At 52.1% G+C, this 13,667-nt stretch carries 10 protein-coding genes; 5 read left to right on the top strand and 5 right to left on the bottom strand.

Annotated features, from left to right (window positions below; all coding sequences use genetic code 11):
• Positions 1 to 3: 3 nt before the first annotated feature.
• The 3 genes from BM231_RS06955 to BM231_RS06945 all read right to left on the bottom strand — a co-directional run bounded on the left by BM231_RS06955 (position 4) and on the right by BM231_RS06945 (position 2,071).
• Positions 4 to 765 (bottom strand): ABC transporter permease, encoded by a 762-nt coding sequence (locus BM231_RS06955; RefSeq protein WP_093517995.1) that lies wholly within the window; start codon positions 763 to 765, stop codon positions 4 to 6.
• On the bottom strand, positions 762 to 1,445 hold the full coding sequence (locus BM231_RS06950) for an ATP-binding cassette domain-containing protein (protein WP_093517993.1): 684 nt from the start codon (positions 1,443 to 1,445) through the stop codon (positions 762 to 764). Before BM231_RS06950 ends, BM231_RS06955 begins: the two co-directional genes overlap by 4 nt.
• A 170-nt stretch (positions 1,446 to 1,615) precedes the next feature.
• Positions 1,616 to 2,071 (bottom strand): translation initiation factor 2, encoded by a 456-nt coding sequence (locus tag BM231_RS06945; protein WP_244527147.1) that lies wholly within the window; start codon positions 2,069 to 2,071, stop codon positions 1,616 to 1,618.
• A 326-nt stretch (positions 2,072 to 2,397) separates the two neighbouring features.
• Between BM231_RS06945 and BM231_RS06940 the strand changes: the two genes are divergently transcribed.
• Together BM231_RS06940 and ligA are read left to right on the top strand one after the other, a co-directional pair.
• Positions 2,398 to 3,657, top strand: coding sequence for a glycosyltransferase family 87 protein (locus BM231_RS06940; protein WP_093517980.1), 1,260 nt, complete (start codon positions 2,398 to 2,400; stop codon positions 3,655 to 3,657).
• A 218-nt stretch (positions 3,658 to 3,875) separates the two neighbouring features.
• A complete protein-coding gene (ligA, locus tag BM231_RS06935; RefSeq protein WP_093517978.1) occupies positions 3,876 to 6,044 on the top strand; it encodes an NAD-dependent DNA ligase LigA in 2,169 nt (722 codons plus the stop codon).
• 59 nt (positions 6,045 to 6,103) lie between these two features.
• Here the strand turns inward: ligA and BM231_RS06930 are convergent, their stop codons facing one another.
• Complete coding sequence (locus BM231_RS06930; protein ID WP_093517976.1) at positions 6,104 to 6,715, bottom strand: hypothetical protein; 612 nt, start codon at positions 6,713 to 6,715, stop codon at positions 6,104 to 6,106.
• A gap of 217 nt (positions 6,716 to 6,932) precedes the next feature.
• The gene (locus BM231_RS06925) at positions 6,933 to 7,430 is read right to left on the bottom strand and encodes a DUF4142 domain-containing protein (protein WP_208860158.1); all 498 of its coding nucleotides are present in this window, start codon (positions 7,428 to 7,430) and stop codon (positions 6,933 to 6,935) included.
• A 372-nt stretch (positions 7,431 to 7,802) separates the two neighbouring features.
• Here BM231_RS06925 and BM231_RS06915 point away from each other — a divergent pair, with 372 nt between their 5' ends.
• From BM231_RS06915 to BM231_RS06905, 3 genes are all read left to right on the top strand, one after another.
• Entirely contained in the window at positions 7,803 to 10,241 is a 2,439-nt protein-coding gene (locus BM231_RS06915; protein WP_093517972.1) for an ATP-dependent helicase, read from the top strand.
• A 74-nt stretch (positions 10,242 to 10,315) separates the two neighbouring features.
• On the top strand, positions 10,316 to 12,133 hold the full coding sequence (locus BM231_RS06910; protein WP_093517970.1) for a cation:proton antiporter: 1,818 nt from the start codon (positions 10,316 to 10,318) through the stop codon (positions 12,131 to 12,133).
• A gap of 89 nt (positions 12,134 to 12,222) precedes the next feature.
• Positions 12,223 to 13,125: a 50S ribosomal protein L11 methyltransferase gene (locus BM231_RS06905; protein WP_093517968.1), complete on the top strand. Its 903-nt coding sequence runs from the start codon at positions 12,223 to 12,225 to the stop codon at positions 13,123 to 13,125.
• Positions 13,126 to 13,667: the final 542 nt, after the last annotated feature.

Below are 13,667 nucleotides of genomic sequence, written 5' to 3'. Positions count from 1 at the left end.
TGATCAGCACTCGTACTCCGCTTCCATATAGATGGTGAAGCGGAGGGCTAGAATTATAGCGAGAGTTTGGGTGGCGGAGATGCCGAGCATGATGGCGATCTGGTACTGGACGGCCTCGATCGGGTTGAAGCCACCGAGGATCTGACCTGTCATCATTCCGGGTAGCGAGACCAGCCCCAGTGTTGCCATGCTGGCGATAACGGGAGAGGCTGCGGCACGCAGGGAGGCCTTGACGAGTGTCCTTCTGGCTTCGAGCTTGGTGGCGCCCATGGTGGTGAGCAGTTCGATGTGTTCCTTATCTTCCGGTGTTCTCAGATTAAAGCGGCGCAGGGCAATGACTAGTGAGCCCAAAGCATTGCCAAGCAGCATGCCTGCAATGGGGATGGTTATCTGTGCGGAATACCACGGCACAGGGCGGCTGAGGATGAGGATGAACATCAGCAGCACGGGCAGCATGGCAATCAGGACTGCTGCGGTGAGTGGTGCTGCTGATTTGAGGCGGGGCATCTGAGCGCGGCCAGCCGATGTGATCGCGGCGATCGTCGCCATGGCAACCAGCCAGAGCAGGTTGAGGGCCAGATTGTCCAGATCGAAGACAGTTTGCAGGTAGAACCCGATGACCAACAGCTGAATGCTCATGCGGGCGATGGATATTGCCAGATCCCGGGAGAGGTCCTTCAGGCCCATGGTCCAGAGTAGGGACAACGGGATGATCGCTATGAGATAAAAGAGAGCCAGATCACTCCACGCGACATTTGAGGTCATTGCGCATGCTCCTGTGGGCCTGGCTGTGCAGGTTCGGGCAGTTCAATTACCTGATCAATCTTGCTTTGAAGGTGGGCGTCATGGGTGACAGCCAGTAGTGTCCCGGCGTTATCCATCAGCAGGTCGCCACAGGCGAGGGCATGGGCTTTGTCGAGGGCAGCTGTGGGTTCGTCTGCAATCCATAACGGGCGCTGGAGGAGAAGTGCACGGGCGAGTGCGAGGCGTTGACGTTCTCCGCCAGAAAGGCTGCTTGTTGCCTGATCGAGTGTTGCGTTGGGCAGACCTGCTGCTATGAGAGCCTTCAGCATCTGAACATCTGATGGCCTGCGTTTGTGGTTGGCTTGCAGCTCAAACGGAGCCAGCAGGGCATCGTGAATGTGATCTGCCAAAGGGCTGACGCGTTGAGGCAGCCAGTTGAGCTGTTTGTGAAGCTGCGTTCGTCCGCCTGCTGTGTATGAGACGCCGTTGAAGAGCATCTCTCCTGCCTCTGGTTTATCCAGCCCTGCGAGAATGCGAAGGAGAACTGTTTTGCCACGACCGGAAGGAGCGCTGAGGCACAGTTTGTCGCCTTCATAAAGCTTGAAAGAATAGGCGTGAAAGAGCTGGCGCCCTTGCTTGATGACTGAGATGTTTCGCGCCTCAATGAGAGGCACACGCTTCGCGTCTTGAGGGGCAGTCATTGGAACTCCTGATTGCAGGAGGGAGAGTTCCCTAGTTACCGCTGAAAATCAAGGAGGGAGTGGTGGGCAGAGCGTTTTGGGAGTGGACCTTATTTGGATGAGCCAAGGTCATGTGCTTATTGAATGTGAGGGGCATGGTCTGAGCCGATGCCCCTTACAAAATCGCCCAATTAAGAAGTTGGGGTTTTAGCTTTGTTCATCAGCTTAATCTCAGCAGGGGTCAGCTTACGGGAGCCTTTGCCGCGCTTGAGAATGAAGTTAACCGGGTTTGGATAGTGGTCCAGAGTTGCACCGGTTGCTGCGTCAACGCCGACGCCGATTACACCACCAAGCAAGACATTACCAGCCATGCCAGCTGCGCCCTTGCCGCTGACGCGGGTCTCAACATCGATGACCTGTGTCTGATAGCCAGGCGCAGATGCGGTCAGCGTAAATTCTTTTTTGCGTGGTACGTTGATGACGCATGGACCAACACAAGAATGAGCTGTTGTTGAAGTAATCTTCGCGTGCTCAGGCTCCACGTAGATCTTGATGTCTTCAGTTGTGCCGCGAACAACTGTGCCGCAACCTGCGAGAAGAACGCTGGATGCAACAACGCCAACTACTAGATAAGTTTTCAATTCCATATACCCCATAATTACGTGGGGGCTTAGTAGGCTCGTGACACAATTCAGTCAAATTTCTTAATGAATTATCTGGTGATATCTTTAACGAATAAGTTGTAGGTAGGGATTTATTAAATTTTAGATTATTCTGAAATGCGTAGAATAATTCAGCTTTTCTGCGCAAACATTGTTTCATTTTCCTAAGATATTCTTAAATTACGTAGCGTATTCAAATAATTAACTTGATATCTCTTAAACTCTCCGGCAACCAAGAATTTGTGTCTGCGCAGAGCCCCATCTGAAAACTGAAAGTAAATTAGGGGTAGCGCATAGATGGAGGCCGGTAGATGTTTATCTCGTTCGCCCGCTTACAGATCTATTTTGTCATCGCGCTGCTGCTGATTGCGGTGGTCTATCCGCTGTATCTGTTTGGATCGGTGATGGGCCTTGATGGATTCGATTTGCGCAGGGTGGGCGGTGACTTCTATCAGTTTCTGCTGGCCTCTCGCATGGCTGTGGCAGGGCAGGCGGCGCAGCTTTATGACTTTGGCTGGTTCTATGGCGAGGTACAGCGCAATGTGGCTGGTGGCTCTGGCTTTTATGCGTGGGTGCATCCGCCAAGTTTGCTGGTCTTTCTGGTTCCGTTGTCTGGATTGACTTACCTGCAGGCTTACAGCCTCTGGATGGGAATGGGAGCGTTGCTCTCGTTTGGTGTTGCTTTCAGCCGAAAAGCACCTATTCGAGCTTTCACCTTCTTCATTTTTGCCCCAGCAACTCTGGTGAACCTGTTTTACGGTCAGTTTGGGATGTTGGCTGGCGGGTTCCTTTATGGCGGGTTGCGCTTGCTGGATCGGCATCCGGCGTGGGCGGGTGTGTTACTTGGGTGTGTTTCCATCAAACCTGAGCTGTTTATGCTGATCCCGATTATACTGATTGCGCACCGCAGTATTATCGCGCTGTGTGCCTGTGTGGCGACGGTGGCGTTTCTTGTTGATGCCTCTGCTGTGTTCTTTGGGTCTGGTCTTTGGTGGATCTATCTGGATACGGTTCCGTCCTTGCTGGCAACTGTCATGGACCAGGGTGATGGCAGTTTCCTTTATCTGATCCCGTCTGCATTTGGTGCGATGCGTGCGCTTGGATTTTCTGCGACGGCTGGATATCTTGTGCAATTGCCCTTTACGGTTTTGGCGTTCGTGGTGGTGTTCTGGCTGTTTATGCGTGAGCGTGAACCGATTGCCCGCAATCTTGCCGTGACACTTTGTGTTTTGCTGGCAACGCCTTTCCTGTTTCTCTGGGACTATGCAGTGCTTTCTCCGGCGCTCTACCTTTATGCGACGCGGACCGGTCTGTTTGATGATGATGCGGATTCTCCTTTTGTGGCGCCGCTCCTTTTGTTTGCGGTTTATCTTCTGCCAATCGTCAATATCGCGCTGGCGGCCCATGGCTTCCCGGTGGGACCAATCTTTACGGCGCTGGCACTGGCTGCGGTGCTAACGCGGCTGGTGGGTGTTGATGACATGCAAGTTAGTGTAGCGGACGATATTGAGGAGGGGGATAACTCCCTTTCGGATGAGCGTAAAAAGGATGAAGGGTTTGGGGCGACCTGAGCCTGTGCCGCCCTTATACATAGGAACGCAGATTTCACGTAAAAAACGCAGATCAACGCAAAATCACGCAAAGCAACGCAAACTGCGTAAACTCGTGGGCTAACTTTTCTTGGGCTCAGGGTAATTCCTGTCTAAATCTTGGCTGTTCCGGGTGGTGTGTTATTCCCGGTGGCGATAAGACTAATCCCCAGTTGATGATTAAACAGGTGAGTAGACCGGTGAGCCTTGCTGATACCTCTCAAAAAGAAATTGAAGCCCTGAACGCGGAAGAAGCTGCGCTGGAGCTGGAGCGGCTGGCGGGGCTGATAGCTGAGTATGACGCAGCCTATCACACCAAAGATGCGCCGATTGTTGATGACGCGACCTATGATGCGCTGCGCCGCCGGAACGAGGCTTTGGAAGCTAAGTTTCCTGAGTTGGTGCGGGCAGACAGTCCGAGCAACCGGGTTGGTGGTGCTGTTGCTGACGGGTTTGGCAAGGTCACTCATGCGGTGCCGATGCTCTCATTGGACAATGCTTTTTCTGATGAGGATGTGCAGGACTTCATTGGCAAGGTGCGCCGCTTCCTGAAATACGATCCGCTGATGGGGGCCCTCGCGGTGACGGCTGAGCCGAAGATTGATGGTCTTTCCCTTTCCTTGCGCTATGAGAGCGGCAAGCTGGTTTATGCAGCGACCCGTGGTGATGGTACCACGGGTGAAAATGTGACTGCTAACGCGCTGACCATTCAGGATATTCCGCAGGAGTTGCCTGCGGGTGTGCCGGATGTGGTTGAGGTGCGCGGTGAAGTTTACATGAGCCATGCGGACTTTGCGGCGCTGAATGCGCGTATGGAAGCCAATGGCGGCAAGGTGTTTGCAAACCCGCGCAATGCGGCGGCAGGGTCCTTGCGCCAGCTGAACTCTGAGATCACCAAGACACGTCCGCTCAAGTTCTTCGCCTATGCCTGGGGCGATATGAGTGAAGTTCCGGCTGATACGCAGATGGGCATGGTAGAGCTGTTTGGCAAATGGGGTTTCCAGATCAACCCGCTGATGAAGCGTTGCGAGAGCGCCGAGGAACTCTTGCGTGTCTATCATGGGATTGAGGAGGATCGCTCTGGTCTTGGTTATGATATTGACGGTGTGGTTTACAAGGTGGACCGGCTGGATCTGCAGGGCCGTCTTGGTTTCGTTTCGCGCTCACCGCGTTGGGCAATTGCTCATAAATTTCCAGCAGAGCGCGCGTTTACAACGCTCAACGCCATTGAAATTCAGGTAGGCCGGACAGGTGCTCTGGCGCCAGTTGCGAAACTAGAACCTGTCACGGTTGGCGGTGTTGTGGTTTCTAATGCCTCTCTTCACAATGAAGATTACATCAAAGGCATTGGTCAGGATGGTGAACCCATTCGAGATGGCAAGGACATCCGCGTTGGCGACACGGTAATCATCCAGAGAGCCGGTGATGTTATTCCACAAATCGTGGATGTGGACTTGGGTAAGCGGGCTGAAGATGCAGCTCCGTTTGAATATCCTGAGAAATGCCCGGCCTGCGGTTCTCATGCTGTTCGCGAAGTCAACCCGAACTCCGGCAAGGTAGATGCTATTCGGCGTTGTACCGGTGGTTTGATTTGTCCTGCGCAAGCGATTGAGAAACTTAAGCATTTTGTTTCTCGCAATGCCTTCGATATTGAAGGACTGGGCGAGAAGCAGGTGGAAGCGTTCTACGAATATGACATGGATAAAGGTGGTATTCGCACACCAGCGGACATCTTTACGTTAGCGGAACGGGATAAGGGGTCTCTCAATAAACTGCGGTCTCGTGAAGGATTTGGGGCTGTTTCTGCGCGCAAGCTGTTTGAAGCTATTGATAGCAAACGGCAAATTGAACTGAACCGTTTGATTTTCGGGCTTGGTATTCGCCATGTTGGTGAAGGAAATGCCAAGCTTCTGGCGCGTGCGTACTCTTCCTGGAGTGCATTTGCTGAGGCTATGATTGCAGCAACTGACACAACTTCAGAGGCTTATCGCGAACTCAACGACATTGACGGAATTGGCGGTACGGTTGCCAATGCTCTGGTGGAGTTCTTTGCAGAGGAACATAATCGCGACGCTCTTGCTGCGCTGATTGACCAGATCACACCGCTTGATGTGGTTGTTGCGGATAGCTCTGACAGTCCAGTTGCGGGAAAAACGCTTGTGTTTACAGGTAGTTTGGAGCGTATGAGCCGGGATGAAGCAAAGGCTCGTGCGGAAAGTCTGGGCGCGAAAGTGTCTGGCTCTGTTTCCAAGAAAACTGATCTGGTGATCGCAGGTCCGAAGGCTGGGTCCAAACTCACCAAAGCGCAAAGCCTTGGCGTTCAGGTTATCTCCGAAGATGACTGGTTCGAGCTGGTCGGCGATCAATAACAAAAGAGCGAGGGAGCTTTGGGGCTCCTCTCGCTGCATTGGTAGGTTTGCGGCAAAACCTACTTCTGCGCCAGTGTTGCTCTTAGGCGGACAGATGCTTCGGCACGTCCGCCGATATAGAGCATCATGTTTTTGCCGTCTGTCTGAACGCTCATTGGGATGGTTTTTTCAATCTGCTTCTTCAGCGGGTCGTAATCTGCTTCAGCCTTCTCAAGCGCTTGCAGGGCACTGTCGTATTCCCGGATTTTCTTTTTGACCGCTGGCTGAACCTTGAGCAGCTTTTTGAGCTCTTTCGCCGTATCGCGATAGTTGGGATCAGTCTTTGGGTCTTTATCCTGCTGCTTCAGCTGGCTTTCCAGCACTTTGAGCATTTTGTGTTTTGCCGAGATATCCTCTTCCAGTGATTTGGAAGCCTGTACAAAACGGTAGGTTCTTGCTTTTGCTTTTTCAAGCGTAGCGATATTAGACCGTGCCTTCTTCATCTCAGCTGCGTCTTCGACATGGTTGTCGTAGGTCAGCCGGATTGCAGCCTTGCCTTGAAAGATGAGTTTGTCGAAGCTTGCAGTGTCCGCAGCATGTATATCCATTCGGCGTCTGATTTCTGCCCAGATGCTTGTGCGGTTTTTATAGAACTCGTCGTAGTTTTTATATCTGCAAATGACCTTCGGCATATCTCAAGCTCCATTCCAGTTGCGGTCAGATGTTCTTCAAGAGCAACATCCATGAGGGTGAGAGTGGGCAGGAAATCTTAGCGACATCTCTCAGGAAACCGCGGTAATTGAGCAAAATTTGAGGATGTGATTGAGAGCTTGAAGGGGCTTTCCATTAGAAACACCAGTGGGGCACGGCGGCGCCACCGGCGTTTCCTAAGGTATTTTAATGAGTTGCCTAGCCAATTTGCTTGCGGATCTCTGCCAGCATTGCCAGATGGGTATGGATGAAGGCAACCAGAATAGTTGCTGTTGCCACATCCACGTTCACGGGCTTTTTACCTGCTTCCGGTGATTGAACCTTCAGCAAGTCCTCATGACCAGTGATTTCAGCGGAGATGTATAGACGGTCAAAATCCTCACCGTTTTCGGCTTCCAGCTTCTTGTAGATGTCTTCCAGAGCGGCCGGACGCGGGGGAGGTGTGGCACCTGTGGATTCAATTACTTTTGAGACTGCAGTTTGTTCTTCGCTTTCCAGCTCTGCAAACTGGCGCACCAATGGATTGCTGGCCTTCATTGTCGCCATTTCACTGATGGCAAGTGAAAATGGGCTGATTGTCAGCGTCTTGTTGGTGTAATCGGTGGAGCCGTGGTGGTTGGCCTGGGCGGAGGAAACCAGAGCAGGTGCTGCCAGTAAGGAACCGGAGATGCCAATGAGGGCGTTCCGGCGTGTCATGTGTAACTTACCAGTATTCATAGTTTTTCTTTCAGGTTGTTACAGTGTTTTTTGTCTTTCGGAAGTGAAGATATTCCCGTTGCTAAACTGAGTTATTCCCTGTGGAAGGTATACGCATACTTCCTCTTCAAATCGCTAAGGCAGCTCCCGGTTTTTCAAGTATCCGGGATCTGGCTTGATAAAACATCACAGAGCAAAGCAAGTGTGAGGCAAGAGTTACTGAGTGAAGATGTCTCACCTTACAAAACGATGTGTATCTCTTTGCTGACGCCTCGCTTCTTCAATGTTGTTGCTATATTGTTCTTCGTTAAGTATTGGAGATTCTCCCTCTGATTTGAGAGGGGTATGCGTTCAAAGGATCTAACGAGCTCAATGGCAAACTCTTCTGGCCCACACCATCGCGAAATACCTGCTCACCCTGCTGATCCTCTGGCTGCACCACAGCCCAAGGCAGGTGGTATAGCGGCGAGGGCCATGGCTGCACGGCAAACCAACGCCCCAGCCTACATGGAAGGATTGAATGCAGAACAACGACTTGCTGTTGAAACGATCAACGGGCCGGTGCTTGTGCTTGCAGGTGCCGGGACAGGTAAGACCCGTGTTCTGACAACACGTATCGCGCATATTCTGGCAACAGGTCACGCCACTCCGGGGCAGATCCTTTCTGTGACCTTCACCAACAAAGCTGCCCGCGAGATGAAAACGCGTATTGGCGCTTATATTGGTGATGGCGTTGAAGGTATGGCCTGGCTCGGCACATTCCACGCGATCTGTGTGAAGATTTTGCGCCGCCATGCTGAGCTTGTTGGATTGAAGTCGTCCTTCTCAATTTTGGATACGGATGATCAGGTTCGTTTGATCAAGCAGATCATTCAAGCGGAAGGTCTGGATGAAAAGCGTTGGACGGCAAAGACTTTTGCCGGACTGCTGGACAGCTGGAAGAACCGCGGGCTTACACCCTCACAGATTTCAGCTGGTGAAGCTCAGTCCTTCGCTAATGGCTTGGGGCGCAAGCTTTATGAGACTTATCAGGAACGACTATCTATTCTGAACGCCTGTGATTTTGGTGATTTGCTGCTGCACTGCATTACGATCTTCAAAGAGCATGACGACGTTCTGAAGAGCTTCCAGCATCGCTTCCGTTATATGCTGGTGGATGAGTATCAGGATACCAACATCGCGCAGTATATGTGGCTGCGCTTGCTGGCGCAGGGCAATCCGAATGTGGCCTGTGTTGGTGATGATGACCAGTCCATTTACGGATGGCGCGGTGCTGAGGTCGATAACATTCTGAGATTTGAGCAGGATTTCCCGGGTGCGACTGTAGTGCGTCTTGAGCGGAACTATCGCTCGACCAGCCACATCCTATCTGCTGCCTCTCATCTGATTGCCCACAATCAGGGCCGTCTTGGTAAAACCCTTTTCACTGACCAGATGGGATCTGAGGAAGAAGAGAAGGTGCAGGTGACCTCGGCCTGGGATTCTCAGGAGGAAGCGCGTTCCATTGGTGATGAGATTGAAGCGCTCCAGAACCATGGGCATTCCCTAAATGAGATGGCCATTCTTGTGCGGGCGTCCTTCCAGATGCGCGAGTTTGAAGATCGGTTCGTCACACTTGGTTTGAACTACCGAGTTATTGGCGGTCCGCGCTTTTATGAGCGCATGGAAATCCGTGATGCACTCGCCTATTTCCGCTGTGTTATGCAGACGTCAGATGACCTGGCTTTTGAGCGTATCGTGAATACGCCGAAGCGTGGGCTTGGCGAAGCCACGCTGAAAATCGTTCATGCTTATGCACGGGAACGTGCTATTCCGCTGATGATTGCTGCGGAAGAGTTGGTGCAGACCAATGAACTGCGCCCGAAAGCTCGTGCTGCGCTGGCGGATGTGCTGGGCATGTTGGAGAACTGGCGCAATCAGGTTGAGACCATGAGCCATACAGAGCTGGCGGAGATCATTCTTGATGAGAGTGGTTACACCCAGATGTGGCGTCAGGATCGATCTGCTGAAGCGCCGGGGCGTTTGGACAACCTGAAAGAACTTATCCGCTCTATGGAAGAGTTTGAGAGCATGGCTGGCTTCCTTGAACACATCTCGCTGGTGATGGATAAGGACAGTGATGCGGAAGAGGATGCGGTGTCCATCATGACACTTCATTCCGCTAAAGGTCTTGAATTCGATACGGTTTTCCTGCCGGGATGGGAAGAAGGCGTGTTCCCGAACCAGCGGGCATTGGATGAGACAGGGCAGGCTGGTCTGGAAGAAGAGCGGCGTCTTGCCTATGTGGGTGTTACCCGTGGCCGCAAGCGCGTGAAGGTGTGGTTTACCTCCAATCGCCGCATTCATGGGTCCTGGCAATCCTGTATTCCTTCGCGGTTTCTTGATGAGCTGCCTGCAGACAGCGTTGAGGTTGTTGAGGCTTCCAGCTCTTACGGTGGGTATGGTCTGAACAGTGCTGGCGGTGGATATGGTGCCAGCCGGTTTGACAACAGTGATCCGTTCCAGAGCAAGTATTCGACGCCGGGTTGGCAGCGCGCGCGCAAGGCGCAGGCTTCCGGGCAGCAGTATGGCAAAATGCATGGTGGTAACCAGAGCCGTCGGGCTAAGAAGGCTGGCCCGATGACCATTGAAGGCGAGCTGGTTGCCAAAAGCGTGACTGAGGCAGGAAGTGATTTTGCGATCGGTGAGCGTATCTTCCATATGAAGTTTGGTTATGGATTGATCGGCGATATCGAAGGGAACAAGCTTACCGTCGATTTTGAGAAAGCTGGCCAAAAGAAAGTGCTCGATAGCTTTGTTGAGCGGGCATAAGCTGCAACTCAAGCGTTAATTACCTTTAGGGTAGATTGTGCTATCTCTCTTCTAAGTTGTGTTGGGAGGTGGCAATGAATGAGGTGGTTCTCGCGCTTGCGATGATTGGTGTGGCAGGTGTTGGTGCACAATGGCTTGCCTGGCGATGGTCTTTGCCTGCAATCGTCCTTCTGCTTGTTGCTGGCTTTCTCATTGGTCCTGCCACAGGTGTTCTTAGTCCAACTGCGTTGTTCGGTGATTTATTGCGTCCAACTGTTGCGCTTGGCGTTGCCGTTATTCTGTTTGAAGGCGGTCTTTCCCTTAACTTTCAACGTATTGGCGGTGTTGAGAAAGCGGTTTGGCGGCTCGTTCTTATCGGTGCGTTGATTGCGTTCTTATTGGGTGCGCTGAATGCTCATTACTTAGCTGAATTAAGCTGGCCATCGGCTCTTGTGTTCGCAGCCATCCTGATTGTGACCGGCCCAACTGTCATCATTCCACTGCTGCGTCAGGCGAGACTAGAGCGACGGGTGAGTTCGCTGTTGCGCTGGGAAGCAATCCTTGCTGATCCGCTTGGAGCGCTGCTCGCGGTGTTCATGTTTGAGGGCTACCTTGTTTATCATGGAGACCATGGTTTTTGGGTGCTGGCGATCCGGGCCGTGGCTGGGCTGCTGTTTGGTGGTGTTGGTGGCTGGGCGCTGGGGCGTGGGTTGATCTGGCTGTTTGTCGGTGGCCGCGTTCCTGAGTTTCTCAAAGTTCCGCTGATTTTTGTGAGCGTGATGGGCGCCTATGCACTTTCTGATTTGGTCTTGGAAGAATCTGGTCTGCTGACGGTGACGGTTCTTGGGCTGGTGCTTGGTAACTCTCGTCTTGCCAGTCTTGAAGAGCTGAAGCGGTTTAAGGAGGCGGTCACGATCATTCTGGTGTCTTCTGTGTTTATTGTGCTTACAGCTTCCGTTCAGCTTGGCAGTCTTGCTGAGTTTGGTTTCGAGGATCTGGCGTTTGTTCTGGTGCTGTTGTTCGTGATCCGGCCTATCTCGGTTTGGGTTGGAACCATCGGTGCTCATCTGAGCTGGAAAGAACGTTTGCTGGTTGGGTGGATTGCGCCGCGCGGCATTGTTGCTGTTGCAGTTTCCGGCTTGTTTGCAAGGTCGCTTGTTGAGCATGGGGCTCCTGATGGGGAGCGGCTGGCGGTTCTGTCGTTTGCTGTAGTGGTTGCAACTGTGTTTGCGCATGGGTTTTCGCTTGGGCCGTTTGCGCGGTGGCTCGGGCTTTCCAGTCATTCCGGGCCGGGTTTACTGATCGTAGGGGCGAGCCGTTTTAGCGTTGCGCTTGCGACCAAGTTGAAAACGCTGGATGTTCCAAGTCTTACTGTTGATCGCAACTGGGGCAAACTGCGGCTTTCGCGCAATGCCGGACTTGCGAACCATTATGGCGAGGTTCTTTCTGAGGAAGTTGAGAACGAGCTCCCGCTTGAGGACTACAGCGTTTTGCTCGCTGTGACCGACAATGATGATTACAATGCGTTGGTGACCACAAACTTTGGACCACTTATGGGGCGAGGGGAGGTGTATCAGTTTGCGCCTTCAGAAGAGCAAAGCGAGAAGGAAAAATTTCGCCGTGTTGTGACACTTGGTGGTCGCCCCTTCCTGACACCAGAACACAGTTATAACGACCTTGAAACGAAGATCCGTGAAGGCTGGTTCATCAAAGCCAGTGAGTTGACAGAGACTTATGGCTGGACCGAGTTTCAGGAGACCTTGCCGGAAACGGCCATTGTGCTGATGGTGATAGACCCGACCAAGAAGCTTCGCCCGCTGAATGGTTCCAAGCCTGCGATGCCGGTTTCTGGTTCAACAATACTTAGCCTTGTTCCCTGTGAATATGCTGCAGAGCGCGAGAAAACCTCGTGAGCACTGGCTTTTCGGAGCTGCACCTTCTATACGCCTAGGCAAAGGTTTTCACTGAGTTTTGTTAGCTCATCGTAACTAAGGGATTTTGCATGGACACGATCCGGGTTCGCATTCCGGCACCTGAGGCTGAAGCAAAAGCACTCTCCGATATTATGGAGGCACGCTTTGAAGATGACGGGTTCCCAGTTGCCGTCTTTGAAAGCTCCAAGGACGGAAAAACTTGGACCGCAGAAGTGCTGGTTCTGGAATCTACAGTTGATGACGCAATCAATCTGGTTGAAATGCGTTTGTTTGATCAGTTTGAAGGCGGCGTTATTCCAAGCTTTGCTGAAGTTGAGGCGTTGCCTGACATCAACTGGGTCGCCAAATCCCTTGAAGGTCTGAAGCCGGTTCGCGCGGATCGGGTTATCGTTCATGGTGCGCATGATCGTGATGCTGTCGGCCAGTCTGATATTGGTATCGAGATTGAAGCGGCGCAGGCCTTTGGTACCGGTCATCACGGTACGACTGAAGGATGCCTCTTGGAACTTCAGCGTTTGTTGAAGCGGCACAAATACCACCGCATGCTGGATCTGGGTACCGGAACAGGTGTTCTGGGCATTGCCCTTGCCAAGCTGACTAGTTCTGAAGTTCTGGCGACCGATATCGATCCTATTGCAGTGGAAGCTGCGATTGATAATGCACGCAAGAACAATGTGGGGCCTCACTTCAAAGCGTTTACCGGTGCTGGTGTAGATGATCGACGCTTTAACGAGTTTGGCCCGTTTGATCTGGTTGTTGCCAATATCCTTGCAAAGCCTTTGATGCAGATGTCTGCTAAACTGTGTAGCAATCTTGCGCACAAGTCCACGCTGGTTCTTTCCGGCTTGCGGACTGAGCACGGTCCACGGATCATTTCTGCATATGGGCAGCAGGGATTGAAGCTTGTGCATCGTCGCGAGATTGACGGGTGGTTAACGCTGACCTTTGCCAAAGGCAATTGGGACTCGTAAGGTCTGACAGACTGCCATTAATTCTGAACCCTCATTGCTTATGCTGTGAGGGTTTTTTGATATCTGGCTGAAATGCAGAAAACAAAAAACCTTTGCTTCCAGATCCGGCAAATTGGGAGGAAATTGCCGGGGAAGCAAAGGTTTTTTTGTGTGCCAAGCAACTGGGAGGAATTTGCTTAGCTTGCTAGATACTGGGAGGAGGTATCCAGCTGTATAAGTGGCATTTCTAGCGCTTTATCAGCAGCTGATGGATGCCGGCCATTTTTGTCGTGCAGATCACTTTGGGAGGAGGTGTGATCCGCCGGTTTGCTTTGGGAGGGAAGCGCCCCGTCGACAAGAGGAGTTATCTATTATTTTAGTTTGTAAAAAAAGAGATAGTTTCGCATGACACTTATGCATTTTTTGCATGTCTCTGTATTGTCATGATCTGAATTTGCATGGAGTACATAGCAGATCTGCGTATACCGCATGGATTGTGTACTTCTGTATCCTCTCGACCTGAATTGAGAGCATAAATTCCTCTGAGGAGCCGTGTTTGTGTG

It is taken from the genome of Pseudovibrio ascidiaceicola, from assembly GCF_900114245.1.
Lineage (GTDB): Bacteria > Pseudomonadota > Alphaproteobacteria > Rhizobiales > Stappiaceae > Pseudovibrio > Pseudovibrio ascidiaceicola.
Note: the sequence above shows the minus strand (reverse complement) of the source record. Positions and strands in the feature narration are given on the sequence as shown.